Below are 25,450 nucleotides of genomic sequence, written 5' to 3' on the forward strand. Positions count from 1 at the left end.
CTGACCTTTTTATACTGGGTTTAGAGCATTTTGGATCAAAAAATTGCCCTGATTCTGGCTCGGGCCGAAACTTTGATGGCCAGGATCGAAGCCGCGTTGCCGCAAGCGCTCACTGCGCCGGACTGGGATAGTGCGATTGCATGGCGGTATCGCAAACGGTCCTCGGGGCATGGTTGTCTTGAACCGGTGCGTCATTTCGCCTCGATCACGCTGGCGGACCTACGGGAGATTGACGCCCAGAAAGATCGCATCGAACTCAATACCAGACAGTTCGTCCAGGGTCTCCCGGCGAACAACGTATTGCTTACGGGGGCACGCGGCACGGGAAAATCGTCGTTGATCCGCGCCTGTCTTGCTGCCTTTGCGGCACAGGGTCTTCGGTTGATAGAAGTCGACAAAGCCGATCTGACCGATTTGCCCGATATCGTCGAAGTGGTTGCCGGGCGCTCGGAAAAATTCGTTGTCTATTGCGACGATCTGAGCTTCGAAGACGGCGACGCCGGCTACAAAGCGCTCAAATCAATCCTGGATGGCTCCGTGGCGGCGGCGACGCCGAATGTCCTCATCTATGCCACCAGCAACCGCCGTCACCTGCTCCCCGAATTCATGAAAGAGAATCTGGGCTACACGCACACGTCAGACGGCGAAGTCCATCCCGGCGAAGCGGTGGAAGAAAAAATTTCACTGTCGGAACGATTCGGTCTATGGGTGAGCTTTTATCCGTTCAGCCAGGACGAGTATCTTGCGATCGTCGCGCAATGGCTGAACGCAATGGGCGCCTCCGCCGACGCGCTTGAACGGGCCCGACCTGAAGCGTTGATATGGGCGCTGGAACGCGGATCCCGTAGCGGGCGAGTTGCGTACCAGTTTGCCCGCGACTACATCGGTCGCGCCAGTGCACGGCCAGCATGACCCGCGAGTTGTCCGGTTTGCTGACAGCGGATCCAGGGCTACCGCGCGCAGGTGAGGGAACGCGCGGCGTGGTCCACGTAGCGGTTGGAGTACTGCTTCGCCCAGATGGGTGTCTGCTTCTTACAACCCGGCCACGGGGAAAGGTGTATGAAGGCTATTGGGAGTTGCCCGGGGGCAAGATTGAAGCCGAAGAAAGCGTTGACGCCGCATTGCGGCGCGAATTGCTGGAAGAAATAGGATTAAACATCGGCTCTGTGCACTCTTGGCGGACCCTGGCCGTGGACTATCCCCATGCCTTGGTTGAACTGAACTTCTGCAAGGTATTTGACTGGAGCGGCGACCTGCAGATGCGCGAGGGTCAAGCCTATAGCTGGGAAGCCTTACCGGTCAGCGTTTCACCCGTGCTCCCGGGTACGGTGCCGGTACTGGCCTGGTTGCAACAAGAGCGGTGCTGATAGCGAGGGTTTCCACTTGGCACCAACTTGGCGCGCGGTCTGAGTTTCAACCAAGGCTGGGACCATTGCCAGGCGCGATTTCAGCCTCGTCGGGGAGCTTGAAGTTCTCACTTGCCCAGTCTCGCCAGTCCCCCTGTCGGCATGCCAGCGAGCAAAATGGTCTATAGGAATTCCGGGGCGAATAGAGCGCCGACCCCTTGCAATGGGGGCAGGCCACCGTACGCTCAGCCATGGACGATTCGGTCGTCAAGAGCACAAGGCCAGTTCGAAGGCAACATCGTCAGCGTGTAGATGGAGCCTGGCATCTGCGCCGAGGCGCATCATACGAACAGAAATCATCAAGCGATTCCCACTGATCTCTGGGACGAGATCCAAACCAGGGTCTATGGACAGACGAACAAGCTGAAACGTGCGCCCTTGTGTGAGCGGTTGTTGAAAATGTCCCGCGACTGCCATGACCTTTTGCGGCGCTCCCGAGTCACGCAACATGCGCAGAAGTTGGTGAACGCCAGAAGCAAGCGGCACGAGCGGAGCAATCCAGCGCTGGAGGTCGGCCTGCCGAACAGAGGCCGTTTTGTGTTGCCAGGCGTAATAGGACGGCAGATCAAACTCACACGTGCCGCCAGGGATGACCGCACGACTGCGAATGCTCATGAGCCAGTCATTCTCGGCAAGCGCAGCACCTGCCTTTCCTGCTACCGAATTCAGGCCGACAAAACATTCGTCAAGCTGTCCGATCACTTGATCCAAAGCTTTTTCCGAAATTGCCGGGTTGCCGCGGTAACTGCCCAAGAGCTGTTTCTGCCGTTCGACATCCTTCATCACGTCCGACTTCAGATCCGCGCGTGACGCAACGTCCATGATCTCAAAAAGCGTCGTTAACGCGAAATGGTGGTCGAGCGCTGCATCGCGATGGGCGAGCTCTACCAGTCTATCGAAAAGGTGCTCCAAACGAAGGTAGGTGCGAATGCGCTCGTTGAAGGGGTATTCGTACTGAATCACAGGCAACTTTCTACTCTCATCATCATAGCCCGAAGAAAGCACCGATATGCCGCACCTGACCAGCCAGATTTGCCAGTGAAATCTGATCGTTCCGAATGACGATATCCGCGATGGAAAGTCGGCGCGCACGTGGGGCTTGCGATTGAACAATGCGAATGACTTGTTCTTCAGACAGCCCGCTCCGCCTGACGACCCGTTCGACCTGCGTTCGCTCTGGGCAATCCACCACGAGAATGCGATCAAGCCGAGTTCGCCAAACTCCAGATTCCGCCAGCAAGGGAATGTCAAAAAGAATGCACGGAAAACCACTGCGCGCAGCCGACTTCTCCTGCTGAAGCGATTCAGTCCAAACCAACGGATGGATGATCTGCTCAAGGCGAAGACGCATTGCCGAATCGCTGAAAACGATGTCTCGTACCGCCGTACGATTCATGCTGCCGTCGGCGGCTATCGCTTGGTCTCCCAGTTGCTGACGAATCATGGAGATCGCCGCTCCTCCGGGGCCAGTTACCGACCGCGCGACGAAATCGGCATCAAAGACCGCCGCACCATATTCGGAGAAAAATCGGCTGACCGTGGTTTTGCCGCTGCCGATGCCGCCCGTCAGCCCCAGGCGCCAGGGGGACGAACCCATATCAAGCCAGTCCGATAAACCGAAGAATGCTGGATGGCCCGAAAACCATTGCGGTCAAGCCACCCAAGGCGAGGAAGGGCCCGAAGGGCACATAACCACCTTCCCGAAGTCCGGAAGTGAATTTCAGACCGATTCCAACAATCGCACCGATAACGGAAGCCATCAAGATGATGGGAACCAAAGCTGCCCACCCGAACCATGCCCCGATTGCGCCGAAAAGCTTGAAATCACCATGCCCCATGCCTTCCTTGCCGGTCGCCAGCTTGAAAGCCCAATACACAAGCCACAGTGACAGGTAGCCGGCAATAGCCCCCCACAATGCGTCGGAAAGGGGAACGGGCGTGAGCTTCAGCGAGGCACTGATCAATCCCCCCCAGAGCAAAGGCAAAGTAATGTCATCGGGCAACAAGGTCGTGTCCCAGTCTATGAGGGTCAAGGCGACCAATGCCGCCGAGAACCCGGCCCATGTCAAAGCGGTCAAACTCAGTCCCCAACGCCATGCACACCAGGCGAAAAGGATCCCGGTAGCCATTTCCACCGCTGGATAGCGCCACGAAATGGGTTTGCGGCATGCCGAGCACCGTCCGCCCAGAACAGCAAAACTGATGACCGGGACGTTTTCATGCCACCGGATCATGTGTCCGCAATGCGGGCACTGCGAGCGCGGTGTTGCCAGGTTGAAAGTGGGGTCAGACGCGGCATCGGGTGCACTTCCGGCCAACTCAGCGCATTCCCGTTTCCACTGTCGCTCCAACATACGAGGCAGTCGCGCAATCACCACGTTCAGGAAACTTCCGATCAGCAAACCGAAAGCAAGACCTGCAGCCACTGCCAACCATCCCGTCGTGAACATCAGACGACCTGCCCCAGCTTGAAGATCGGGAGATACATCGACACGACAATGCCACCGATGACAGTCCCCAGGATCACGATGATGATTGGCTCCATCAGGCTCGAAAGTCCGGCAACCATATCGTCAACCTCGGCTTCGTAAAAATCGGCCGCTTTTCCCAGCATGTGATCAATCGAGCCGGACTCCTCACCGATCGCACACATTTGCAAGACCATGCTCGGGAACAGATTGGCATTGCCCATGGCGGCAGTCAGGCTGCTGCCAGTTGAGACTTCTTGCTGAATCTTCACCGTCGCCCGGCTGTAGAGCATGTTGCCCGAAGCGCCTCCTACCGAATCCAATGCTTCAACCAAGGGAACTCCGGCCGCGAACATGGTGGAAAGCGTGCGTGTCCATCGGGCGACAACGGATTTCTCGATCAGCTCGCCGAAAACCGGGATCTTGAGCAACAGGCGGTCCATGAAGAACTGTACCTTCTCGCTGCGCTTCCAAGCCTGCATGAAGAAGTAGAAGCCGCCACCGATGGAACCGAATATCAGCCACCAATAGCTGACGAAGAACTCGCTCATGGCAATGACGAACAAGGTCGGCGCTGGAAGGTCCGCACCAAACGAGCTGAAAACACTTTTGAACGATGGAATCACAAAAATCATGATCACGGCGACGACCACGAAGGCAACAACAATCACAGCAATCGGGTACATCAGTGCAGACTTGATCTTGGACTTCAGTGCCTCCGTCTTTTCCATGTAGACGGCCAACCGGTCGAGCAATTGCTCCAGAATACCGGCTGCCTCGCCTGCCTCCACGAGGTTGCAGTAGAGGCTGTCGAAATACATCGGGTACTTGCGAAATGCTGCGCTCAGGGATGTGCCGGTCTCCACATCGCTTCGAATATCGTTGAGGAGTTTCGTGACGCTGGGGTTGGGATTCCCGCGGCCCACGATATCAAAGGCCTGCAGCAGAGGAACCCCTGCCTTCATCATCGTTGCCAGCTGTCGGGTGAAAACCGCCAGGTCTTTCGTCTTGATCGCCTTGCCGGCCGACATGCGCCTCTTCTTGATCTTTGTCGGCATGATGCCTTGCCGACGCAGGGACGCCTGAACCTGATTTTCACCTGCAGCGCGCAGTTCGCCACGTACCTGCTTGCCGTTGCGGTCTCGTCCCTCCCATTCGTATACGAACTCCTTGATGTCACGGGATGCAGCTGTGGCCATGCGAAATCCTATTGCAGACGCTATTCGTTGGTGACAGAAAGTACTTCGTCAAGAGTGGTCAGTCCCAGCCTGACCTTCAGCAAACCGGATTGACGTAAGCTCCGTACGCCTTCCCTTTTTGCCTGTTCGGCGATTTCGAGCGCACTGCCATCTTTGAGAATGATTCGTTGCAGTTCTTCGGAAATCGGCATTACCTGGTAGATGCCAACGCGCCCTTTGTAGCCATTGTTGCAGGCTGAGCAGCCAACCGCTTTGTAAGGGATCCACGATCCATCCAGGTCCTCATCGCCAAAACCCGCGTCCCGAAGCGCTTCGTCCGGGATGTCTGCCGGTGTCTTGCAGATCGGGCACAGTCGACGAGCGAGTCTCTGCGCCGTTATCAGAATCACGCTGGACGCGATATTGAATGGGGCAATCCCCATATTTCGCATTCGTGTCAAGGTCGTCGGCGCGTCGTTCGTGTGGAGCGTCGAGAGAACGAGGTGTCCGGTCTGCGCCGCCTTGATCGCGATGTCAGCCGTTTCCAGGTCGCGGATTTCACCGACCATGATGATGTCAGGATCCTGTCGCAAGAACGACTTCAAGGCCGCAGCGAATGTCAGCCCGGCTTTTTCATTGACGTTTACCTGATTGACGCCCGGCAGGTTGATTTCCGAGGGATCCTCCGCCGTCGAAATGTTGACGCCGGGCTTGTTCAGCAGATTCAGGCAGGTGTAGAGCGAAACCGTTTTGCCCGATCCGGTGGGGCCGGTAACAAGTATCATCCCATATGGTCGTTCGATCGCCCGTAGCAGGCGCGCCTTTTCATCGGCTTCATAGCCCAGCGCGTCGATACCGACTTTCGCACTGGATGGATCCAGAATGCGGATCACGATCTTCTCGCCGAACAGGGTTGGTAGCGTGCTGACCCGGAAGTCGATGATTCGGTTCGGAGCAACCTTGAGTTTCATCCGGCCGTCCTGGGGTACACGCTTCTCGGATATGTCCAGGCGCGAAATGACCTTGATCCGCGACGCAAGTTTTTCCTTGATCGCGATGGGCGGCGTTGCGATTTCGCGCAGTTCGCCATCAATGCGGAAGCGAACCCGGTAGGTGAACTCATAGGGCTCAAAGTGCAGGTCCGACGCGCGCATGTTGAAAGCGTCCACCAGCATTTTGTGAAGGAACTTGACGACCGGGGCATCGTCAACTTCGGATACGGCTTCTTCGGCCGAGTCTGTATCGGCTTCCTCCAGACTAGACTCATCGAAATCAAAGTCGTTGCCGACGATGTTGTCGATTGACTCTGCGGCCGAGGTGCCGGCGGCCTCGACGAGCTTCATGAGCTTGTCGTACTCCGCAATGACCCATTCGATGCCTAGCTGGGTGGCAAACTTGATTTTCTCTGCCGCCTCCTGGTCAGAGGGGTCAGCCGTCGCCACAATCAACCGGTTGGATTTTTTTGCGAGGGGAATGACCCGATACGCATTGCAAAGCTTGGGGTCCAACAACCCCTTGGGCAGGCGCTGGGGGTCTACTGCTGCGAGATCCAGCAAAGGAACAGAATAGGCGGCCGATACAGTGTGAGCAAGGTCGGATGCACCGACCAGGCCGGAACTGGTGAGCTCAGCCAAGAAGCCGTTCTTTCCAGTTTGCGACTTTCGATAAAGCGCTTCGGCAGACTTTGAATCCAGGCGACCAGCCGCAATCAAGGCATGGGCAATTGCCGGAAGCGAGACTTTTGCTGAGTTGGTATCAACGGCCGCCATGTCGGGGCTACTCTCCCACAGGAATGACAGCGTACATCTTCGCTGATCCGTCTGGCGGTGTAAACGGGCCAACGATGCCGAATGGCAACGGTCCGTAAAAAATGGTCGGGGTGAGAGGATTCGAACCTCCGGCCTCTACGTCCCGAACGTAGCGCTCTACCAGGCTAAGCTACACCCCGCTTGCTACCTGAAGTCAAACCAATCAGTTTCGACGCTGCAGGAGCTGAGCCGCTAATTGTATCAAAGCATCGGAGTGACTGTTCCGCGGCAACCGCTGCGCTTGGGCAATCGCGCGAGTGGCTTCCGCCTGAGCCGCGCTTCTGGCGGCGTCGAGCGCTCCATTGCTCTGAACGATGCGAACAATTTCGGGAAGTGCTTCTGTTGACCCTGTCTCGATCGCGCTGCGCACGATGGCGCATTCAGACGGCGTACCCAACTGCATGGCCATGATCAGAGGCAACGTCGCCTTCCCTTCGCGCAGGTCATCGCCAATATTCTTGCCCATTTCCGTAGATTGACCGGTGTAGTCCAGAACATCATCGATTACCTGAAAGGCCGTGCCCAACGATTGGCCATAGTTTGCACATGCCTCTTCGACGTCAGGCCCGGATTTCGCCAGAATCGCCGCAAGACGGCAGCTTGCTTCAAAGAGCTTTGCAGTTTTCGAGCGGATAACGTGCAAGTACTGCAGTTCTGTGAGGCTGGCGTCATGCATGTTCATTAGTTGCATGACCTCGCCTTCGGCGATGACATTGGTTGCATCGGCCAGGACTTGCATGATTCGCATGCTGTCCGCTGAGACCATCATCTGAAAGGCCCGAGAATAAAGAAAGTCACCGACCAGCACGCTGGCGGGATTGCCGAAAGTTTCGTTCGCTGTCGCACGTCCCCGCCGCAATGTGGAGCCATCAACGACGTCATCGTGCAGCAAAGTCGCTGTGTGGATGAATTCCACAACGGCCGCCATCTCATGGCGCAAGGCGCCTCGATAGCCCAAAGCTCCGCAGGCAAGAAGCAGAACAACAGGCCGCAGGCGCTTGCCACCCGCAGAGATGATGTAGCGGGCGACGTCGCCGACCAAAGGCACGTCAGAGCCAAGTCGGAACTCGATGACCCGATCAACGCCCCTTAGGTCATCAGCGACAAGGTCAAACGGACTGGCGGGGTAACTGGCAGACGAATCGTTCAAGAGCGGGCCCGAAGCAAATGGAAAATTATAGGGAACCCGTGCCCATTGCCCCCGGAGATTGCCTGTTGTGGCGGAAACGGCCGACTTGCCCTATAATGCGCAGTTCCTCTCCGCTGGTAGGAGGGGTTATCCTGTGAGGTTTATATGTACGCGGTCATAAAAACCGGTGGCAAGCAGTATCGGGTTGCTTCCGGCGAAAAAATTAAAGTAGAACAGATTGCTGCGGACGTTGGCCAGGAGATTGTGATTGACCAGGTTCTCGCTGTCGGAAACGGCGCGGAAATCAAGGTTGGCACGCCCCTGGTGTCCGGTGCATCGGTCAAGGCCACCGTGGTGGCGCATGGAAAACACGACAAGGTTCGCATCTTCAAGTTGCGCCGTCGTAAGCACTATCAGAAACGTCAAGGGCACCGCCAACAGTTCACCGAACTGCAGATCGGTGTGATCACTGCTTAAGGAGCATAGGTCATGGCACAGAAAAAAGGCGGCGGCTCTACGCGAAACGGGCGCGATTCCAAGCCCAAGATGCTCGGCGTGAAGGCGTTTGGTGGCGAACTGATCAGCGCTGGCTCGATCATCGTCCGCCAGCGCGGAACCAAATTCCACCCGGGCACCAATGTCGGCGTCGGCAAGGACCATACGCTATTTGCGTTGGTGGATGGCCATGTTTCGTTTGCCGTCAAAGGCGCACTGAACAAGCAAACGGTCAGCGTGACCAGCGTGACGCCGGCCCAGTCCTGATACGGTAGTGGCCCGTCCAGAGCCCCGCGATGTCGGGGCTTTGTTGTTTGCGGCCAAGACAGTCCCGGGACAACCCAGAAGGAATGCCAGCATGAAGTTCGTGGATGAAGCATATATCGACATTGCCGCCGGCGATGGCGGCAACGGTTGTGTTTCGTTCCGACACGAAAAGTACAAAGAGTTCGGGGGGCCGAACGGGGGGGATGGCGGTCGGGGCGGACATGTGTACGCGCTGGCCGATGCCAGCCTGAACACGCTGGTCGATTTTCGCTATTCGCGTCGCCATGAGGCGGCTCGAGGTCAGCACGGCATGGGCTCCGATATGTTCGGCGCAGCAGGCGACGATATTGTTCTGCGGATGCCCGTCGGGACCATCATCACCGATGCCGAATCCGGGCAGGTTCTTTACGAGCTGCTGAACCCTGGGGAGAGGATTCTTATCGCCAAGGGCGGTGACGGCGGATTCGGGAACATGCGGTTCAAGAGCGCCATCAATCGGGCGCCCCGGCAGAAGACACCGGGCTGGCCCGGTGAGCGCAAGAGCCTGAAGCTTGAACTGAAAGTTCTTGCCGATGTAGGTCTTTTGGGCATGCCCAATGCGGGCAAGTCAACCCTGATCGCGGCGATTTCCAATGCTCGGCCGAAAATCGCCGACTATCCCTTCACGACATTGCACCCCAACCTCGGCGTGGTCCGTGTCGGTCCCGAGCAGAGCTTTGTGGTCGCCGATGTGCCTGGTTTGATCGAAGGCGCCTCAGAGGGGGCCGGGCTCGGTCACCAGTTTCTTCGGCACCTTCAGCGAACCCGCCTCTTGCTCCATGTGGTCGATGTTGCTCCGTTCGATGAATCCGTCGATCCGGTGGCGCAGGCCCGCGCGATCGTCGCGGAGCTCAAGAAGTACGACCCGGCTTTGCACGCCAAACCGCGGTGGTTGGTACTCAACAAACTCGATATGGTTCCAGAAGGCGAGCGCAACGCATTGGTTCGCGACTTCGTCAAACGCTTTCGGTATCGCGGCCCGGTTTTTGAGATATCCGCGCTGACGCGCGAGGGCTGTGAGTCGTTGATACGGTCGGTTTTCGCGCATATTCACGCCATGCACCTCGCGGAGCAAACGCAGGAGGCGGTTGACCCGCGCTTTGCCGGGACGGACGGGCAAGCTGCCGGGGACAGTTAGTCTTATCTTGATAGCATTAAAGCACCTTTTTATGCTGGGTATCGATTGAAATGATTCAGAAACCAGGGTTTGACATCCTCCGCAATGCCCGGCGAATTGTGATCAAGGTGGGCTCCAGTCTGGTGACCAATGAAGGGCGGGGTCTGGACGAGTCAGCCATTGGAGAATGGTGCCGGCAGATGGCTGATCTGGTCCATGCTTCCAGGGACGAAGGTGGCGCGCGGGAAATCATCATGGTTTCCAGCGGCGCAATCGCAGAGGGAATGAAGCGGCTGGGCTGGGCGAAGCGGCCGCGGGAGATTAACGAACTGCAAGCTGCGGCGGCCGTTGGTCAGATGGGCCTGGCCCAGATGTACGAGACCAAGTTGCGGGAAAACGGCCTTGGCAGTGCGCAGGTGCTTCTGACTCACGCGGATCTGGCCGATCGCGAGCGATACCTCAACGCCCGGTCAACCCTGCTGACCCTTCTCAAACTGGGAGTTCTTCCGGTTATCAATGAGAACGATACGGTCGTCAACGACGAGATCAAATTCGGCGACAACGATACTCTGGGCGCGTTGGTCGCCAACCTCATCGAAGCCGATCTGCTGGTTATTCTGACCGACCAGAAGGGCCTGTATACCGCTGATCCCCGCAAAGACCCCTCCGCGCAGTTCGTCCATGAGGCGCGCGCGGGAGATCCTGAACTCGAAGTCATGGCCGGTGGCGCGGGCAGTGCGATCGGGCGTGGAGGCATGCTCACAAAGATCCTGGCGGCCAAACGGGCTGCGGGGTCCGGCGCGTCGACGGTGATCGCCTGGGGCCGCGAACCGGACGCCTTGCTGCGGCTGGCGCGTGGCGAACTGATTGGTACGATGCTTGCGGCCCAGACGCCCAAGCAGCAGGCACGCAAACAATGGATGGCCGATCACCTGTCGCTACGAGGGGCAGTGACCATTGATTCGGGTGCCGTATCGAAGGTTCGTGACGATGGCAAGAGTCTCCTGCCTATCGGTATGACAGCGGTAGAAGGTGACTTCTCTCGCGGTGATGTCATTGCCATTCGTGGCCCGGACGGCACCGAGTTGGCCCGCGGCCTGGCCAACTATGCGAGTGCAGAAGCCCGCTTGCTTTGCCGCCGCGCTTCCAGCGAGTTCGAAACCTTGTTGGGTTATGTCGCGGAACCTGAGATGGTGCATCGCGACAACCTGATCGTGCTTCGCTGAGGGCGATCAGAAAACTTACGCTGCTGCCCGTGTTGCCGTATCAAAGACCGTCGCCCCCCATGCGCGGGGGGTGACGCAGTGCACGAACGATGGTGGCCGTCTGTGACGGGACCGTCCGCCCCTCGCAGCCGCCAGCGCGGGCAAAGTTCAGTGCATGACGGGCCGCGCCATTGCCCTGCAACGGTGTCCAAACGCTGTCATCGACACGCTGCCACCCACGAATCGGATCATGGCGGGCATAGACCCGGAAACTGCCCGTTGCGCACCGAATGCCCTCATAGGCAACATTCTGTGCGCCGCTGGAGTGGCGCGCGACGATGACGTACCGGACGACGCCGTCCGGGGTTATCGACAGAGTCTGTGGGTCCACACCAAAACGCAATGTCGAACCGGTGGGCGTATCGATCGGTACCAGGCGGGTAACATCAAAGGCTGGTGGCGTGGCCTCGGCTCCATCACGCCAGTCGGGATTCTCGGCGATCAACTGGGCATGGCAGAGACCACCGGTGACCAACAGGCACCCGAACATCGCGCGAAGCGTGCGGTCAGTGGGAAATTGGGGCACCGTTTGCTTCCGGGGGCGTATTGAGCGGAGATTGGGGATCGGGATCGAAACTGCCGCCCGGCGGGAGTTCAAGACCGCCAGCCGATGTCATCCCGACCAAACGGGGACCTTGTCCGTCCCGCGATCGGGGACCGGCGCGCAGGTACCGATTGCGCAGGTCAGGCCTCGGCAGAAAACGCGACAGTTCGGTCAGCGCCAACTGGTAGACGCCGCGCTTGAATTCCACCACAACATCCAGTGGGACCCAGTAATCATTCCAGCGCCACGCGTCAAACTCCGGATGACCGGTTGCCCGCAGATTGAAATCCCAGTCCTGCGCGAGAAACTGCAGCAGGTACCAGATCTGCTTTTGACCCTTGTAATGGCCCCGCGCGTCTCGGCGGATGTAACGATCCGGCACCTCGTAGCGCAACCAATCGCGAGTGCGGGCGACGATCCGGACATGCTCAGGTTTGAGCCCCACCTCTTCGTGCAGTTCCCGGTACATCGCCTGTTCGGGTGTCTCACCCCGATCAATGCCGCCTTGCGGAAACTGCCAGCTGTGGGTTCGGATGCGTTTGCCCCAGAACACCTGGTTTCGTTGGTTGAGCAGGATGATGCCGACGTTGGGCCTGAAGCCTTCCCGGTCGAGCATAATCGAACCCCAAATTCTTGAACTGATCCCATTATGCACGGGGCGCCGCGCACGGCAAGGGGTCGTTCCCTCGTCTGTTTCCCTCACTCGCCATCCTGCTCCATGAAAGCGACCCAGTTCCATATTTCCACCCTGCGCGAAGCTCCGGCGGACGCCGAAATTGTGAGTCACCAATTGATGATGCGCTCTGGCATGATCAAAAAGCTTGGGGCGGGAATCTACACCTATATGCCCATGGGGCTGCGTGTCATCCGCAAGGTTGAAGCGATCGTGCGTGAGGAGATGAATCGGGCTGGCGCGGTCGAGGTCACGATGCCGGTGGTACAGCCGGCTGAGCTCTGGGAAGAAACCGGTCGTTTCGGCAAAATGGGGCCGGAACTCCTGCGCATCAAGGACCGTCACGACCGCAGCTTTGTGGTTCAGCCGACTTCTGAAGAGGTGGTCACAGACATCGCCCGCCAGGATCTGCGCAGCTACAAGCTCCTGCCCAAGAACCTCTATCAGATCCAGACCAAATTCCGCGACGAACGGCGCCCGCGATTTGGTCTCATGCGCGGGCGTGAATTCATCATGAAGGACGCGTACTCCTTCGACCGCGATGCGCCGGCCGCCAAAGCCAGCTATGAAGTGATGGCAAACGCCTATCGGCGAATCTTCGACCGGTTCGGGCTGGTGTATCGTGCAGTTGCTGCCGACAGCGGGGCGATCGGCGGCGATCTGTCCGAAGAGTTTCAGGTGATCGCCTCAACCGGCGAAGACGCCATTGTGTACTGCCCCAACAGTGACTACGCCGCCAATCTGGAGAAGGCTGAAGCCCTCGCCCCGGGCGGCCCGCGACCTGCCGCTGCGCAAGCTTGCGCTCGTACGCCCACCCCGGGCAAAAGTACTTGTGCGGATGTCGCCGCCCTGCTGGGCGTGCCGCTGCAGACCACGGTGAAGAGTCTGGTACTGGCGACCGATGAACTGGGCGCCGAGGGGGACGTGGTCCGCTCGCGGGTGTGGTTGTTGTTGCTGCGCGGCGACCATGACATGAATGAAATCAAGGTCGGCAAAGTACCTGGCCTGGACCATGGCTTCCGGTTCGCCACGGTCGCTGAGATCGAAGAACACTTTGGCTGTCGCCCGGGCTATCTGGGGCCACTGGGTCTGAAAAAGCCGGTGACCCTGGTGGTCGATCGGGAGGTTGCGGTTCTTGCCGACTGGATCTGTGGTGCCAACGTCGAAGATTTCCACATGACCGGTGTCAACTGGGGTCGCGACCTGCCGGAGCCGGACCATGTCGCCGATATCCGCAACGTCCTCGCTGGCGACCTGTCTCCGGACGGGAAAGGACCACTGGCCATTGAACGAGGCATCGAAGTGGGCCATGTGTTCTACCTGGGCACCAAGTACAGCAAGGCCATGAACGCCACGTTCCTGGATACCGATGGAAAACCGAAATTCTTTGAAATGGGCTGTTATGGAATCGGCATAACCCGACTGCCCGCTGCCGCGATCGAGCAAAACCACGATGAGCGCGGCATCATCTGGCCCGATTCCATTGCACCCTTTACGGTCGTCGTCTGCCCGGTGGGAGCGGATCGCAGTGAGGAGGTCCGGGCAACCGCCCAGCGACTGCATGACGAATTGGAGGCTGCCGGAGTCGATGTCCTTCTGGACGACCGGGGAGAACGTCCTGGCGCCATGTTCGCCGATTGGGAACTGATCGGCGTGCCTCATCGCATCACGGTGGGTGATCGGGGTCTTCGTGACGGCGTTGTCGAATACCAGCACCGCCGCGCGTCGACCGCTGAGCGGGTACCGGTGGCGGAAGCGGGGTCTTGGGTCAGGGCTCGCATCAAGGAATGAGGATGTTGCCTGGTGGCGGCGACGGGCCCATCGTCGCCGCGCAAGTGCAAGAAGGGCGCCGGCGGCTTGTTCTTGCATCGGTCGCTTGGATGGTTGGGAGCGCACCGGGGCCGGCGCGGGCCGGCGGGCAACTGGAAGAACCCCTGGCCGATTCGGTGCGCACCGCATTGAGCTCGGCCGTGCTCAACAGTGGCCCGCCCGTTCCGGAGTTCGCAAGCACCGACGCGCGGTTGCGTTACATCCGCTGGCTGACCGCCATGAGCGACCGCCTGCGCCGCCGAAAATCCGATCTGGAAACCCGCACGGAGTTTTTGCAGACCGTGTGGTACGAGACCAAACGGGCGGGACTCGACGAATCGCTGGTGCTTGGGCTCATTCAGGTCGAGAGTGCCTTCCGGAAGTTTGCCGTTTCTCCGGTTGGTGCCCGGGGATACATGCAGGTGATGCCTTTCTGGACACGGGTGATCGGTGACGGCGACGCCAGCAAGCTCTTTCACATGCAGACCAATCTCCGCTTCGGCTGTGTGATCCTGCGTCACTATCTGGACCGTGAGCGTGGCGACCTGTTCATGGCTTTGGGCCGTTACAACGGATCTCGTGGCCGGGCCGAATATCCCAATGCTGTGTTCGCCGCGCAGCGGCAATGGGTGTTTCAGGCCTGAAAGGCGCCGTTGTCCAGGTCCCGCCGGGTCACCAGGACCTGATCGACGCGGTAGCTGTCGACATCCATCACCTCAAATCGCCAGCCGCACCAGTCGACATGGTCGGTTCGTCGCGGCACCCTGCGCAGCATGACCATCAGGAAGCCGGCCAAGGTCTCCACCTGGTCCGCGTGGGGCCATTCCTGTGCCAGGCCCAGGGCACGCTGAACATCCGTCAACGGAGTCATGCCGTCGATCAACCAGGAGTGGATGTCCCGTTGCACCATCAAGGCGTCGTCCGGCGGTGCCACCAGATCACCCATCACGGTGCTCATCACATCGTTGAGGGTGACCACACCGACCACCAGACTGTATTCATTGACGATGACCGCGAAATCCTCGTGAACCTGGCGGAATTGCCCGAGCACCTCACTCAGACTGAGCCGATCGGGGATGACGACCGCCCGGTGCAGCAAGGCCGGGTCTGTCAGGTCGATGGACTGGCCGTTGAGCACCCGCTGAAAAAGGTCTTTGGCATCGACTGTGCCGATCACCTGGTCAACGGCCCCTTCACAAACCGGGTAGGTCGAAAACGGCTCCGCCGCAATGCGGGTCCGCACGATGGCGTCGCTGTCGTCAGAGCGAAACCAGGCGATGCGTTCGCGCGGTGTCATGGCGCTGCTGACGGGGCGGGTGTCGAGCTCGAACACGTTGGCAATGACCTGTTGCCCCTGCCGGTCGAGGACGCCCGCCTGGGCTCCCGCCTCGGCCAACGCCAGGATATCGTCGGGAGTGATGCGGTCGTCCCGGGTCACGGGCAAACCCAGCAGGCGCAGCAACGCATCGGCAGCCCGGCTATAGAGCCACACCAAGGGGGTCAGCAGGCTTGCGCACAGTTGCATCGGCCTCACCAGCCGGACCGCCAGAGCTTCCGGTTCTGCCATCGCCAGGCGCTTGGGAAACAGGTCCGACAGAATGATGAACAAGGAAGTCACCAGCGCAAACGACACAGCGAAGGCGATGCCGCCAGCCGTCTCAGCGCTGATGCCGGTGCTCAGCAGGCCGGTCAGCACGAGAGGGGAAAACGCTCCATCGCCGACAATGCCGCCGAGGATGGCGACGGCGTTCTGCCCGATCTGAATGACCGTGAAATAGTCCCCCGGAGCTTGTTGCACCGCCATGACCTGCCGGGCGCGCGGATGCCCGTCGTCGGCCATTTGCTGCAAGCGGAGGCGGCGCGAGGCCGCCAATGCCATCTCCGCCATGGACAGAAAGGCACTCGCTGCGATCAAGGCAGCAATCACCAACAGGCTCTGTGTGGCGCTCATGAAGAATGTCGGCGGCCCGCCTGCAAACGACGGACCCGGCGCCCGCGCCTCAACTGGCCGGGCGGAGAATCTGTTGCAGTTCGCCGCTCTCGTACATCTCCATCATGATGTCGGAGCCGCCAATGAACTCGCCCTTGATGTAAAGCTGCGGGATCGTCGGCCAGTTGCTGTATTCCTTGATGCCCTGGCGGATTTCGGCGTCGTCGAGCACATTGACAGTGAACAGAGCACGGGGTTCAACGCCGCAGGCCTTCAGGATTTGTACGGCGCGGCCGGAAAAGCCGCACATCGGGAAGCTGGCGCTGCCTTTCATGAACAACACCACGTCATGGGTTTTGACCATCTGGTCGATACGTTGTTGGGTTTCGCTCATCGCGGACCTCCTTGAAACGAGAGTGGTCAGATTTTCTCACCTTGGGCGCAACCCGGCATATTTCGGGGAACTCTGTGCCTTGCTGGCGGGGAAACAAGGTCAGGTCTTGCCCGCGGGAGGGGGAAAACAATATCGAATACATAGCAATGAATGACGATTTTACGATGGGTATTGGCCGAAACATCGACTAGCCGGGGTCACACCAGCGTCCGCCACTGCAACGCAGTGTTCCGGCCAGATCGGCACGGCTTTGAACGTCGACGAAACCGGCCCGTGTCAGCATATGAGTCACCGCTTCGGCCTGATCCCAGCCGTGTTCCAGCAATAACCAGCCACCGCCCGTCAGTCGGTTGCCGGCCTGCTCGATGATGGTGCGCAGGTCGTCGAGGCCGTCGGGGCCGGAAGCCAGCGCCGCCAGGGGTTCATGGGTCAGCGCGGCCAAATGAGGGTCGCCGTCGGCGATGTAGGGCGGGTTGGAGACAATCAGATCGAAGGGTCCGTGCAAGCCCTGAAACCAATCGGCCTGGGCAAAACGCACGGGCAAGCCCAATCGACTGGCGTTGCTGTGCGCAACGGCCAGGGCGTCCACGCTTCGATCCGTTGCGAGCACGATGGCGTCCGGGCGCTGTTGTTGCAGGGCGAGCGCGACCGCGCCGCTGCCGGTGCCCAGATCCAGCACGGTCGGCGAAGGGCGGGGGGGAAGCACATGCAGTGCCCAATCGACCAGGGTTTCGGTGTCGGGGCGGGGGTCCAGCACGCGGGCGTCCACCTGCAGCGTCAACCCGTAGAACTCCCGCTCGCCCGTCAGGTAGGCCAGAGGTTCGCCGGCGACCCGCCGCGCGGCAAGGGCGGCGAACCGGCTCCCGATGACGGCATCAAGCGGGTCGGAGTCATGGGCGATCAGCCAGGCGCGCTCACTTGTGGAGCGACCCAACGCATGCAGCAGCAGCATGGCGGCCTCCAGGCGGGCCAGGCCCGTCGTTCGGGCTTTTTCGAGCGCGTCGCGTAGCGTGACAGGGTTGTCATTCATGGCACGCGGGTTTCCGTGAGCAAACAGTTGATATGAAAAATATAGCACGATAGCACTATATTACGCTGGGTATGAACCGAAAACATTGAAAATTCGCGCTTTCGGTCAGTGGAGAGTGCCCACTTCCAGCTCGGCCAGCTTTTCGGCCTGGCGAGCGGCCTGCAGACCGTTGACGACCTCGTGCAAATCGCCTTCCATGATGAAGGACAACTTGTAGAGCGTGAGATTGATACGGTGGTCGGTCAGCCGCCCCTGGGGGAAGTTGTAGGTGCGGATACGGTCGCTGCGGTCGCCGCTGCCGATCAGGCCTTTGCGCAATGCGGCGTCCTTGGCGGCCTGCGCGGCGCGCTCGCGTTCCTGGATGCGGGCGGACAGCACCTGCAGCGCACGGGCCTTGTTGCGGTGCTGGCTGCGGTCGTCCTGGCATTCGGCGACGATGCCCGTGGGGATATGGGTGATACGAACCGCCGAATCGGTCTTGTTGATGTGCTGGCCGCCCGCCCCGCTGGCGCGGAAGGTGTCGATGCGCAGGTCCGCAGGGTTGATCTGCACCGCCGAGGCTTCGTCAGGCTCCGGCAGCACCGCCACCGTGCAGGCGCTGGTGTGGATGCGTCCCTGGGTCTCGGTGGCCGGCACCCGCTGCACCCGGTGGCCGCCGGATTCGAACCGCAGTTGCCCGTAGGCCCCATCGCCTTCGATGCGCAGCACCACCTCCTTGTAGCCACCGAGCTCGCTGGGCGATTCGCTGAGCAGTTCGGTGCGCCAGCCCTGGCGCTCGCACCAGCGGGTGTACATGCGCAGCAGATCGCCGGCAAAGAGCGCGGATTCGTCGCCGCCGGTGCCGGCGCGGATTTCCAGGAAGGCGTTGCGGGCGTCGTCCGGGTCTTTCGGTAGCAGCATGCGCTGCAGTTCGTCGCCCAGGGATGCGATATCGGCCTCACAGGCACCGATTTCTTCCCTGGCCATGTTCGCCATGTCGGGGTCGGAGAGCCACTCCCGGGCCGTCGCCAGGTCGGCGTCGCGCTGTTGCAGCCGTTGCCAGCGACTTGCGATGGCAGCGACGTCAGCGTGTTCTCGCGACAGCTTCAGGAACTGCTCCATGTCCGCCATGATGTCTTCCCGCGAAAGCAGAAAGTCGAGTTCAGCCAGCCGCTGGGTGTAGCGCTCAAGCTGGTTGCGGAGGAAGGGTTTCATGCGATGCGATCGTGTGGTGCGAACAGGAAAAGCGCCATGGGCGCGGTGGGCGGCGGGTGGAGCAGGACCGAACCCGCCGGTGCGGTCGAACGCCGCTAACGCTCGCTGCGCAGGAACAGCCGACCGATCGCCTGTGCGGTCTGTTCTTTGTGGGCCGGGTCGGCCGCATTCAGCTCAGCCAGGGCGCCATGGAGCATTTTCTGGGTCAGTCCCCGGGAAAGGGATTCGAGCACGGTGTCGACATCCTCGCCTCGGGCCAGGCGTTTGCGCGCACGCGCGATCTCGGCCGCCCGCCAGGCATCGGCCTGTGCGTTCAGTTGCTGGATCAGAGGTACGGTGCCGCGTTGCACCATCCAGTGCATGAAGCTTTGCACACCGGCATCGATGATGGCTTCGGCCTGCGCGACGGCGGCCTGCCGGTTGGCCTGGGCCGTCTGCACCACATGGGCCAGATCATCCACGGTGTAAAGGTAGACGTCTTCCAGCGCTTTGACTTCTGGCTCGATGTCGCGTGGAACGGCCAGATCGACCATGAAGATCGGGCGGTGGCGGCGCTTTTTCAGTGCGCGCTCCACCGCACCCAGCCCGATCAGCGGCAACTGGCTGGCGGTACAACTGATGACCGCGTCGAATTCGTGCAGTCGCTCCGACAGGTCGGCCAGGCGCAGTACCTCACCGCCGAAACGTGTGGCGAGTTTTTCCCCCCGTTCCAGGGTCCGGTTGGCGATCGCGATGGATCGGGGATTGCGGGCCGCGAAATGCGTTGCCGCCAGTTCGATCATTTCGCCGGCGCCAACAAACAGGACCCGGATCTCGGTCAGATCCTCGAACAGCTGGGATGCCAGTCGCACGGCGGCCGCCGCCATGCTGATCGAATGGGCGCCGATTTCGGTGGAAGTGCGTACTTCCTTGGCCACGGCAAAGCTGCGCTGAAACAGTTGATTGAGTGTGGTGCCGAGGGCGCCGGCGTCATCGGCCGCCCGGACTGCATCCTTGAGCTGGCCAAGAATCTGTGGCTCGCCCAGCACCATGGAATCGAGACCGCTGGCGACACGAAAGGCATGACGTGCGGCCTGCCCGTCGGCCAGCGTGTAGGTGTAGCTTCGCAGTTCGCCGGGGGTAATCTGTCCGAATTCGGCCAGCCAGTGGACAGTGCGGTCCAGTTCGGGCCGGTCGGACGCGCAATAGATCTCGGTTCGGTTGCAAGTGGAGAGGATTGCCGCCTCGGGGCGACGGTGGTGCGATGCACGCAATTGCTGCAGTGTTTCGCCGAGTCGATCCAGGCCAAAAGAGAACCGGCCGCGCAGATCGAGCGGCGCGGTCGTGTGGTTCAAACCTAATGCCCAGACTGCCATCGGGGCGATTATAAAATTGACCGCGTCAATTCGTTCAAGTCGGCACCGTCGGCGGGGTTGGCGTGCCATCCGATTCGCCGGTTTCCTCAGCGACCCATGGATTTTTCCGACCTTCTCCTCCACGGGCTGGCCTTTGGTGCCCCAGCATTTTTTGTTGCCGGCCTGCTGGCCGTGTTTTCCGGTGTCCTGGGCGCGCGGCGTGCAGACACGAAACGCATCGTTGCCAATTTTGGTGTGAACGCCCTGGTGGGATTGGGGGTGCTCACGTCCGGACTGGTTTTTTTCGGACGCGACGGCAAGATGGCCAGCTACGCGGCCTTGGTCCTGGCCTTGGGCCTCACACAGTGGTGGCGATCCCGGGCAATTCGTCGCTGACGCGGCAGCGGCGGGCTGCCGCCCCTCAAGCGTCGGTCGGCGCAAAAAGGTCGACGCGATCGGTGATGATGACGTCGGTGCCGAGTGCCATCAGGTGCCGGGCAATCGATTCGTCGTTGACGGTGTAACTTGCCGTACGCATTCCCGCCCCCTGGACGGCCGCGACCGTTTCGGTGTTCCACAGCGAGTAATTGCAGACAATCGCACAACACTGTAGCGAGCGGGCCATCTCCAGCCACCCGGGCCAAAGGGTGTCCAGCAGCAGGCCGCGCGGCAATTCCGGACATGCCTCGCGGGCACTCGCCAGCGCCTCCGGCCGGAAGGAAGTCAGCAAGGGCGGTACCGGAGCGCCGCGCCACAGGTCTTGGGCAGCGGTTGCCACCGCGTGGCCCGTTGCCGCCTCCAGGCCCGGGCTTGGCTTGATTTCAATGTTGAGGAACAGTCCATTGGTTCGGCAGAAGCGGCTGATTCCTTCCAGGGTGGGAAGAGGCTCGCCGGCAAATGCCCGGGAATGCCAGGCGCCGGCATCCAGCCGGGACAGATCGGACCATTCGCGCTCGCCCGCGTTCCCGGTCGCTTCGGTCGTGCGCGCCAGATCGGTGTCATGCAGCAAAAAAGGCACGCCGTCGCGGCTGAGCTTGACGTCGCATTCGAACATCCGATATCCGTATTGCGCGCCCAGTCGGAACGCAGCCAAGGTGTTTTCGGGGGCCAGTTTGCCCGCCCCACGGTGTGCGACCCAGCGCGGATACGGCCAGACATTCCCGCTCATATCAGGCCTCCAGGCGGCGCCCGGTTGAACGGTCGAACCAGTGCATCCGGTCCGGGCGAGGACATACCCGGATCCGAGTGCCGATTACCGGTGCGCCCTGGTCTTCATGCATGCGGATGATGAGGGTTTCGGTACCGAGCCGGGCATGGACCAGTCGTTCTCCGCCCAGCAGCTCGACCGTTTCAACCATCACCTCCCAGGCGCCGTCCGCGCTGACGTCGATGTGTTCCGGTCGTATGCCCAGGATGCGGTCTTGCGCCAGGCCGGGCGCCTGATTCAACAGATTCATTGGGGGTGATCCGATAAATCCGGCGACAAAGGTGGTTGCCGGGCGAGAGTAGACCTCTTCGGGGGTGCCGAACTGCTCCATCACGCCACCATTCATGACCATCATCCGCTGCGCCAGGGTCATCGCTTCGACCTGATCGTGGGTAACAAAAAGGCTGGTAATACCCAGGTCCCGATGCAGTTTCTGAATCTCCAGGCGAGTCTGAGCGCGCAGTTTGGCGTCCAGGTTGGACAGCGGCTCGTCGAAAAGGAAAACCTTGGGCTGGCGAACAATGGCTCGCCCCATGGCGACGCGCTGGCGCTGGCCGCCCGAGAGCTGGCGCGGCTTGCGGCTCAGGTAGGGACCCAGTTCCAGGATCGCGGCCGCCTTGTCGACGCGGCGGCGGATTTCATCGACAGGCACTTTGGCGATCTTCAAGCCGTAGGCCATGTTGTCGTAGACACTCATGTGCGGATAGAGCGCATAGTTCTGGAAAACCATGGCGATGTCGCGGGCGGCTGGTTCCAGCGAGTTGACAACCCGCTCGCCGATCAATATGTCTCCCCCTGAAATTTCTTCGAGTCCAGCCACCATGCGCAACAGGGTGGATTTGCCGCACCCTGAGGGGCCGACGATGACCACGAACTCACCGTCGGCGACATCGGCGGTGACGCCATGGATAACCTGCAGCGACTGTTTGCCCTGGTGGTAGCTCTTGACGACGTTCTTGAATACGAGTGAAGCCATGGTAGGTGTGTGATTATTTTTCGGTATCGACGAGGCCCTTGACGAACCACTTTTGCATCAGTACGACCACCAGCGCCGGCGGCAGCATGGCCAGGAAGGCGGTAGCCATCAAGACGTTCCATTCGGTGTACGACTCACCCGAAACCAGCCGCTTGATGCCCAGGACAATCGGATACATGGATTCATTCGTGGTCACCAGCAAAGGCCACAGGTACTGGTTCCAGCCGTAGATGAACTGAATGACAAACAGCGCCGCGATACTGGTCCGAGACATCGGCAGCAGCACGTCCCAGAAGAAGCGCATCGGGCCTGCGCCATCCACCCGCGCAGCTTCCACCAACTCATCGGGGACAGTCAGAAAGAACTGCCGGAACAGAAACGTCGCAGTGGCCGATGCGATCAGCGGGATCGTCAGTCCTGCGTAACTATTGAGCATTCCGAGATCCGAGACAACTTCGTAGGTCGGACCGATTCGCACTTCAACCGGCAGCATCAGGGTGATGAATATGGCCCAGAAAACCAGTGTGCGAGCCGGGAAGCGGAAGTAGACGATTGCGAAGGCCGACAGCAGCGAAATGATGATCTTGCCGATGGCAATGACCAAGGCCATGACCAGGCTCACACCCATCATGGGCAGCGCAGGAGGCAAGGTGCTGCCAGCGGCTGTTTCGCCGCCGAACAAGGCGACCTTGTAGGTCTCCAGCATGTGCTTGCCGGGTAGCAGCGACATAGGTACGCTTGATGCAATCTGTTCGCTGGACTGTGTTGATGCAATGAGCGTCAAGTACACCGGAAACGCGACGACGGCAACACCGCAGATCAGGATAAGGTGGGAGACGAAGGTCAATCCCGGGCGTCGTTCAATCATGTCAGTACTGCACTTTCTTCTCGACGTAGCGGAACTGGACAACCGTCAAGGCAATCACGATGGTCATGAGAACCACCGACTGTGCGGCGGACCCGCCCATGTCCAGCGCCTTGAAGCCGTCGTAATACACCTTGTACACCAGGATGGCGGTAGATTTGCCCGGCCCACCCTGGGTGGCCGCGTCGACAATTGCAAAGGTGTCGAAGAATGCGTAGACGATGTTGATCACCAGCAGGAAAAAGGTCGTTGGTGACAGCAGGGGGAATACGATGGTCCGGAATCGAAGCCAGAAACCCGCGCCATCGATCGCAGCCGCTTCGATCAATGACTTGGGAATCGATTGCAGGCCTGCCAGAAAAAACAGGAAGTTGTAGGAAATCTGCTTCCAGACAGCGGCCATGACAATCAGCGCCATGGCGTGGTTGGAATTGAGCAGATGGTTCCACTCGAAGCCCATGCGGTTCAGAACGAAGGAAACCGTGCCAAAGGGCGTGGCAAACATGAACAGCCACAGCACACCTGCGACCACCGGGGCGACCGCATAAGGCCAGATCAGGAGCGTCTTGTAAATCCCGGCGCCTTTGATGACGCGGTCCGCCATGACGGCCAACAGAAGTGAAACACTCAGACCGATCACCGCAACCAAGAGCGAGAACAAGGCGGTGACCTTGAACGATTCCAGGTAGGTACTGTCATTCCAGAGACGTTTGAAGTTCTCCAAGCCGACGTACTCTGTGGTCGTGCCAAAGGCGTCCTGCTGCAACACACTCTGAATCAGGGCCTGTCCGGCCGGCCAGAAGAAGAATGTCAAGACGACCGCCAATTGCGGTGCGACCAGCACCCAGGGCAACCAAGTGGAGCGAAATCGGACGCGTTTTTCCATGGATTGATTTTTGCCTTGAAACAGAAAACGCCCCGGGGTGTTTTCCGCGGGGCGTCGGAGGGCTCGCCATGGCCGGCGCGCCGGCCATGGCTACCCGTGGACGGTCAGGACTTGTTGGCTTTCTGGAAACGCTCCAATTGCTCGTTGCCCCGTTTGACGGCGGCATCCAGGGCTTCTTTGGCGGTCTTCTTGCCGGACCAGACCTGTTCCAGCTCTTCGTCGTTGATCGTACGAATCTGCACAAAGTTGCCCAGGCGGATGCCACGCGATTTGTCCGTGGTTTTGCGAATCATCTGTTCCACGGAAACGTCTGTGCCGGGATTTTGCTTGTAAAAACCTGACTTCTCAGTCATTTGGTAGGAGGCCTTGGTCAAAGGCAGGTAGCCCGTGCGCTGATGGCTCTTGGCGGCTTCTTCCGGTTTGGACAAATGGGCAAAGAACTGGGCCACGCCTTTGTATTCGTTTTCCTTCTTGCCTGACATGACCCACAGGCTGGCGCCTCCGATCACGGTGTTCTGCGGCGCGCCCGTCACGTCGGGGTAGTAAGGCAGGGTCGAAATGCCCGAAGCGAATTTGGCGTTGCGCTTGATGTTGCCGTACAGGGCCGAGCTACCGGTCGTCATGGCGCATTCGCCGGAGACAAAGGTGGCATCGGCAGCATTGCCACGTCCCTTGTAGACGAAAAGACCTGTGCGGGCCATGTTGGCCAAGTTCTCGATATGGCGGACATGCAAGGGACTGTTGAAGCTCAGGCGGGCATCGATGCCGCGCATTCCGTTGCCTTTGGTCGCGAACTCGGTGTTATGCCAGGCGCTGAAGCTCTCCAGCTGGGTCCAGCTGACCCAACTGGTCGTGAACGGACACTTGTGCCCGGACGCTTTCAGCTTGCCGGCCGCCAGTGCGACCTCGGGCCAGGTCTTGGGCGGTGTGTTCGGGTCCAGGCCGGCCGCCTTGAAGGCATCCTTGTTGTAATGGAAAACGGTGGTTGAGCTGTTGAAAGGGAAACTCAGCATTTGACCGTTCGGTGCCGTGTAGTAGCCGGCGACCGCTGGAACGTAGGCGGCCGGGTCAAAGGTCACGCCAGCTTTCTTCATTACGTCACCCACCGGAACGATGGCCTGTTTGCTGGCCATCATGGTCGCTGTGCCAACTTCGAACACTTGCAGGATGTGGGGGGCATTGCCGGCACGGAATGCGGCGATGGCGGCCGTCATCGACTCGTCGTAGCTTCCCTTGAAGGTCGGCACAATCTTGTAGTCTTTTTGACTGGCATTGAAGTCTTTCGCCAGGTCGTTGACCCATTCACCGAGAGCCCCGCCCATGGAATGCCACCATTGGATTTCGGTCTGGGCGTGAGCCGGCAAGGTGGCAAAGGCCGCAAGAGCAACGGCAGTCAGTCTGGTTTTCATGCTGGTATTCCAAGGTTGAAAGGGTCT

28 protein-coding genes and 1 tRNA gene are annotated in these 25,450 nt (G+C 60.0%); 9 read left to right on the forward strand and 20 right to left on the reverse strand.

Annotation, left to right across the window (positions count from 1 at the left end):
* Positions 1-75 precede the first annotated feature (75 nt).
* Both AC2EBU_RS10980 and AC2EBU_RS10985 read left to right on the forward strand, forming a co-directional pair.
* Positions 76-912, forward strand: coding sequence for an ATP-binding protein (locus tag AC2EBU_RS10980; RefSeq protein WP_484610583.1), 837 nt, complete (start codon positions 76-78; stop codon positions 910-912).
* Positions 909-1,367 (forward strand): NUDIX domain-containing protein, encoded by a 459-nt coding sequence (locus AC2EBU_RS10985; RefSeq protein WP_484610459.1) that lies wholly within the window; start codon positions 909-911, stop codon positions 1,365-1,367. Before AC2EBU_RS10980 ends, AC2EBU_RS10985 begins: the two co-directional genes overlap by 4 nt.
* Before the next feature lie 46 nt (positions 1,368-1,413).
* On the opposite strand, the gene yacG is transcribed toward AC2EBU_RS10985, so the two are convergent.
* The 8 genes from yacG to AC2EBU_RS11025 form a co-directional block, all read right to left on the reverse strand.
* Positions 1,414-1,599, reverse strand: a complete 186-nt coding sequence (gene yacG / locus AC2EBU_RS10990; RefSeq protein ID WP_484610460.1) for a DNA gyrase inhibitor YacG — start codon at positions 1,597-1,599, stop codon at positions 1,414-1,416.
* A gap of 14 nt (positions 1,600-1,613) precedes the next feature.
* Complete coding sequence (gene zapD, locus AC2EBU_RS10995; protein ID WP_484610461.1) at positions 1,614-2,369, reverse strand: cell division protein ZapD; 756 nt, start codon at positions 2,367-2,369, stop codon at positions 1,614-1,616.
* 22 nt (positions 2,370-2,391) lie between these two features.
* Positions 2,392-3,003 (reverse strand): dephospho-CoA kinase, encoded by a 612-nt coding sequence (gene coaE, locus AC2EBU_RS11000; RefSeq protein ID WP_484610462.1) that lies wholly within the window; start codon positions 3,001-3,003, stop codon positions 2,392-2,394.
* A gap of 1 nt (position 3,004) precedes the next feature.
* Positions 3,005-3,856, reverse strand: coding sequence for a prepilin peptidase (locus tag AC2EBU_RS11005; RefSeq protein ID WP_484610463.1), 852 nt, complete (start codon positions 3,854-3,856; stop codon positions 3,005-3,007).
* A complete protein-coding gene (locus AC2EBU_RS11010; protein ID WP_484610464.1) occupies positions 3,856-5,073 on the reverse strand; it encodes a type II secretion system F family protein in 1,218 nt (405 codons plus the stop codon). The genes AC2EBU_RS11005 and AC2EBU_RS11010 overlap by 1 nt, the downstream gene beginning before the upstream one ends.
* A gap of 20 nt (positions 5,074-5,093) precedes the next feature.
* Positions 5,094-6,821 carry a type IV-A pilus assembly ATPase PilB gene (pilB, locus tag AC2EBU_RS11015; protein ID WP_484610465.1) on the reverse strand — a complete coding sequence of 576 codons (1,728 nt, stop codon included), beginning with the start codon at positions 6,819-6,821 and terminating at the stop codon, positions 5,094-5,096.
* A 102-nt stretch (positions 6,822-6,923) separates the two neighbouring features.
* Positions 6,924-7,000: transfer RNA gene (locus AC2EBU_RS11020), tRNA-Pro, on the reverse strand.
* A 23-nt stretch (positions 7,001-7,023) separates the two neighbouring features.
* Positions 7,024-8,010, reverse strand: coding sequence for a polyprenyl synthetase family protein (locus AC2EBU_RS11025; protein ID WP_484610466.1), 987 nt, complete (start codon positions 8,008-8,010; stop codon positions 7,024-7,026).
* 144 nt (positions 8,011-8,154) lie between these two features.
* On the opposite strand from AC2EBU_RS11025, the gene rplU reads away from it, so the two are divergent.
* From rplU to proB, 4 genes are all read left to right on the forward strand, one after another.
* Positions 8,155-8,466 (forward strand): 50S ribosomal protein L21, encoded by a 312-nt coding sequence (rplU, locus tag AC2EBU_RS11030; protein ID WP_484610467.1) that lies wholly within the window; start codon positions 8,155-8,157, stop codon positions 8,464-8,466.
* Positions 8,467-8,478: 12 nt separating this feature from the next.
* Positions 8,479-8,751 carry a 50S ribosomal protein L27 gene (rpmA, locus tag AC2EBU_RS11035; protein WP_484610468.1) on the forward strand — a complete coding sequence of 91 codons (273 nt, stop codon included), beginning with the start codon at positions 8,479-8,481 and terminating at the stop codon, positions 8,749-8,751.
* A 91-nt stretch (positions 8,752-8,842) separates the two neighbouring features.
* On the forward strand, positions 8,843-9,928 hold the full coding sequence (gene cgtA, locus AC2EBU_RS11040; RefSeq protein ID WP_484610584.1) for an Obg family GTPase CgtA: 1,086 nt from the start codon (positions 8,843-8,845) through the stop codon (positions 9,926-9,928).
* A 50-nt stretch (positions 9,929-9,978) separates the two neighbouring features.
* Positions 9,979-11,133, forward strand: a complete 1,155-nt coding sequence (gene proB / locus AC2EBU_RS11045; RefSeq protein ID WP_484610469.1) for a glutamate 5-kinase — start codon at positions 9,979-9,981, stop codon at positions 11,131-11,133.
* A 40-nt stretch (positions 11,134-11,173) separates the two neighbouring features.
* Here proB and AC2EBU_RS11050 read toward each other — a convergent pair whose 3' ends face one another.
* Together AC2EBU_RS11050 and AC2EBU_RS11055 are read right to left on the reverse strand one after the other, a co-directional pair.
* The gene (locus AC2EBU_RS11050) at positions 11,174-11,698 is read right to left on the reverse strand and encodes a CNP1-like family protein (protein ID WP_484610470.1); all 525 of its coding nucleotides are present in this window, start codon (positions 11,696-11,698) and stop codon (positions 11,174-11,176) included.
* The gene (locus AC2EBU_RS11055; protein WP_484610585.1) at positions 11,679-12,332 is read right to left on the reverse strand and encodes an RNA pyrophosphohydrolase; all 654 of its coding nucleotides are present in this window, start codon (positions 12,330-12,332) and stop codon (positions 11,679-11,681) included. The genes AC2EBU_RS11050 and AC2EBU_RS11055 overlap by 20 nt, the downstream gene beginning before the upstream one ends.
* Positions 12,333-12,434: 102 nt before the next feature.
* Between AC2EBU_RS11055 and AC2EBU_RS11060 the strand changes: the two genes are divergently transcribed.
* Positions 12,435-14,180 carry a proline--tRNA ligase gene (locus AC2EBU_RS11060; RefSeq protein WP_484610471.1) on the forward strand — a complete coding sequence of 582 codons (1,746 nt, stop codon included), beginning with the start codon at positions 12,435-12,437 and terminating at the stop codon, positions 14,178-14,180.
* A 2-nt stretch (positions 14,181-14,182) separates the two neighbouring features.
* Complete coding sequence (locus tag AC2EBU_RS11065; protein ID WP_484610586.1) at positions 14,183-14,842, forward strand: lytic transglycosylase domain-containing protein; 660 nt, start codon at positions 14,183-14,185, stop codon at positions 14,840-14,842.
* Here the strand turns inward: AC2EBU_RS11065 and paeA are convergent.
* From paeA to hemA, 5 genes are all read right to left on the reverse strand, one after another.
* Positions 14,833-16,149, reverse strand: coding sequence for a polyamine export protein PaeA (paeA, locus tag AC2EBU_RS11070; protein WP_484610472.1), 1,317 nt, complete (start codon positions 16,147-16,149; stop codon positions 14,833-14,835). The two genes, AC2EBU_RS11065 and paeA, sit on opposite strands and share 10 nt — an antisense overlap.
* A gap of 49 nt (positions 16,150-16,198) precedes the next feature.
* On the reverse strand, positions 16,199-16,522 hold the full coding sequence (gene grxD / locus AC2EBU_RS11075) for a Grx4 family monothiol glutaredoxin (RefSeq protein ID WP_484610473.1): 324 nt from the start codon (positions 16,520-16,522) through the stop codon (positions 16,199-16,201).
* Between the two features lie 187 nt (positions 16,523-16,709).
* Complete coding sequence (gene prmC, locus AC2EBU_RS11080) at positions 16,710-17,552, reverse strand: peptide chain release factor N(5)-glutamine methyltransferase (RefSeq protein ID WP_484610474.1); 843 nt, start codon at positions 17,550-17,552, stop codon at positions 16,710-16,712.
* 105 nt (positions 17,553-17,657) lie between these two features.
* Positions 17,658-18,746 (reverse strand): peptide chain release factor 1, encoded by a 1,089-nt coding sequence (gene prfA / locus AC2EBU_RS11085; protein ID WP_484610475.1) that lies wholly within the window; start codon positions 18,744-18,746, stop codon positions 17,658-17,660.
* Positions 18,747-18,841: 95 nt separating this feature from the next.
* Positions 18,842-20,101, reverse strand: coding sequence for a glutamyl-tRNA reductase (hemA, locus tag AC2EBU_RS11090; RefSeq protein WP_484610476.1), 1,260 nt, complete (start codon positions 20,099-20,101; stop codon positions 18,842-18,844).
* A gap of 96 nt (positions 20,102-20,197) precedes the next feature.
* Between hemA and AC2EBU_RS11095 the strand changes: the two genes are divergently transcribed.
* Complete coding sequence (locus tag AC2EBU_RS11095; RefSeq protein ID WP_484610477.1) at positions 20,198-20,476, forward strand: hypothetical protein; 279 nt, start codon at positions 20,198-20,200, stop codon at positions 20,474-20,476.
* Positions 20,477-20,501: 25 nt separating this feature from the next.
* Here the strand turns inward: AC2EBU_RS11095 and ugpQ are convergent, their stop codons facing one another.
* From ugpQ to ugpB, 5 genes are all read right to left on the reverse strand, one after another.
* A complete protein-coding gene (gene ugpQ, locus AC2EBU_RS11100; protein ID WP_484610478.1) occupies positions 20,502-21,248 on the reverse strand; it encodes a glycerophosphodiester phosphodiesterase in 747 nt (248 codons plus the stop codon).
* A gap of 1 nt (position 21,249) precedes the next feature.
* Positions 21,250-22,263 (reverse strand): sn-glycerol-3-phosphate ABC transporter ATP-binding protein UgpC, encoded by a 1,014-nt coding sequence (gene ugpC / locus AC2EBU_RS11105; protein WP_484610479.1) that lies wholly within the window; start codon positions 22,261-22,263, stop codon positions 21,250-21,252.
* 13 nt (positions 22,264-22,276) lie between these two features.
* On the reverse strand, positions 22,277-23,131 hold the full coding sequence (gene ugpE / locus AC2EBU_RS11110; protein ID WP_484610480.1) for a sn-glycerol-3-phosphate ABC transporter permease UgpE: 855 nt from the start codon (positions 23,129-23,131) through the stop codon (positions 22,277-22,279).
* A gap of 1 nt (position 23,132) precedes the next feature.
* Complete coding sequence (gene ugpA / locus AC2EBU_RS11115) at positions 23,133-24,014, reverse strand: sn-glycerol-3-phosphate ABC transporter permease UgpA (protein WP_484610481.1); 882 nt, start codon at positions 24,012-24,014, stop codon at positions 23,133-23,135.
* Between the two features lie 104 nt (positions 24,015-24,118).
* The gene (gene ugpB, locus AC2EBU_RS11120; protein WP_484610482.1) at positions 24,119-25,423 is read right to left on the reverse strand and encodes a sn-glycerol-3-phosphate ABC transporter substrate-binding protein UgpB; all 1,305 of its coding nucleotides are present in this window, start codon (positions 25,421-25,423) and stop codon (positions 24,119-24,121) included.
* Positions 25,424-25,450: the final 27 nt, after the last annotated feature.

Source organism: Curvibacter sp. T50, from assembly GCF_057219955.1.

Bases quoted from the DNA above. Each gene is read 5' to 3' on its own strand.
- hemA (WP_484610476.1), bottom strand. From the start codon at position 20,101: ATGGCAGTCTGGGCATTAGGTTTGAACCACACGACCGCGCCGCTCGAT.
- rpmA (WP_484610468.1), top strand. From the start codon at position 8,479: ATGGCACAGAAAAAAGGCGGCGGCTCTACGCGAAACGGGCGCGATTCC.
- proB (WP_484610469.1), top strand. From the start codon at position 9,979: ATGATTCAGAAACCAGGGTTTGACATCCTCCGCAATGCCCGGCGAATT.
- yacG (WP_484610460.1), bottom strand. From the start codon at position 1,599: ATGGCTGAGCGTACGGTGGCCTGCCCCCATTGCAAGGGGTCGGCGCTC.
- AC2EBU_RS11055 (WP_484610585.1), bottom strand. From the start codon at position 12,332: ATGCTCGACCGGGAAGGCTTCAGGCCCAACGTCGGCATCATCCTGCTC.
- cgtA (WP_484610584.1), top strand. From the start codon at position 8,843: ATGAAGTTCGTGGATGAAGCATATATCGACATTGCCGCCGGCGATGGC.
- ugpE (WP_484610480.1), bottom strand. From the start codon at position 23,131: ATGATTGAACGACGCCCGGGATTGACCTTCGTCTCCCACCTTATCCTG.
- AC2EBU_RS11095 (WP_484610477.1), top strand. From the start codon at position 20,198: ATGGATTTTTCCGACCTTCTCCTCCACGGGCTGGCCTTTGGTGCCCCA.
- coaE (WP_484610462.1), bottom strand. From the start codon at position 3,003: ATGGGTTCGTCCCCCTGGCGCCTGGGGCTGACGGGCGGCATCGGCAGC.
- ugpB (WP_484610482.1), bottom strand. From the start codon at position 25,423: ATGAAAACCAGACTGACTGCCGTTGCTCTTGCGGCCTTTGCCACCTTG.
- AC2EBU_RS11005 (WP_484610463.1), bottom strand. From the start codon at position 3,856: ATGTTCACGACGGGATGGTTGGCAGTGGCTGCAGGTCTTGCTTTCGGT.
- AC2EBU_RS10985 (WP_484610459.1), top strand. From the start codon at position 909: ATGACCCGCGAGTTGTCCGGTTTGCTGACAGCGGATCCAGGGCTACCG.
- AC2EBU_RS11065 (WP_484610586.1), top strand. From the start codon at position 14,183: ATGTTGCCTGGTGGCGGCGACGGGCCCATCGTCGCCGCGCAAGTGCAA.
- paeA (WP_484610472.1), bottom strand. From the start codon at position 16,149: ATGAGCGCCACACAGAGCCTGTTGGTGATTGCTGCCTTGATCGCAGCG.
- rplU (WP_484610467.1), top strand. From the start codon at position 8,155: ATGTACGCGGTCATAAAAACCGGTGGCAAGCAGTATCGGGTTGCTTCC.
- ugpC (WP_484610479.1), bottom strand. From the start codon at position 22,263: ATGGCTTCACTCGTATTCAAGAACGTCGTCAAGAGCTACCACCAGGGC.
- AC2EBU_RS10980 (WP_484610583.1), top strand. From the start codon at position 76: ATGGCCAGGATCGAAGCCGCGTTGCCGCAAGCGCTCACTGCGCCGGAC.
- AC2EBU_RS11060 (WP_484610471.1), top strand. From the start codon at position 12,435: ATGAAAGCGACCCAGTTCCATATTTCCACCCTGCGCGAAGCTCCGGCG.
- ugpQ (WP_484610478.1), bottom strand. From the start codon at position 21,248: ATGAGCGGGAATGTCTGGCCGTATCCGCGCTGGGTCGCACACCGTGGG.
- ugpA (WP_484610481.1), bottom strand. From the start codon at position 24,014: ATGGAAAAACGCGTCCGATTTCGCTCCACTTGGTTGCCCTGGGTGCTG.
- grxD (WP_484610473.1), bottom strand. From the start codon at position 16,522: ATGAGCGAAACCCAACAACGTATCGACCAGATGGTCAAAACCCATGAC.
- prmC (WP_484610474.1), bottom strand. From the start codon at position 17,552: ATGAATGACAACCCTGTCACGCTACGCGACGCGCTCGAAAAAGCCCGA.
- pilB (WP_484610465.1), bottom strand. From the start codon at position 6,821: ATGGCGGCCGTTGATACCAACTCAGCAAAAGTCTCGCTTCCGGCAATT.
- prfA (WP_484610475.1), bottom strand. From the start codon at position 18,746: ATGAAACCCTTCCTCCGCAACCAGCTTGAGCGCTACACCCAGCGGCTG.
- AC2EBU_RS11010 (WP_484610464.1), bottom strand. From the start codon at position 5,073: ATGGCCACAGCTGCATCCCGTGACATCAAGGAGTTCGTATACGAATGG.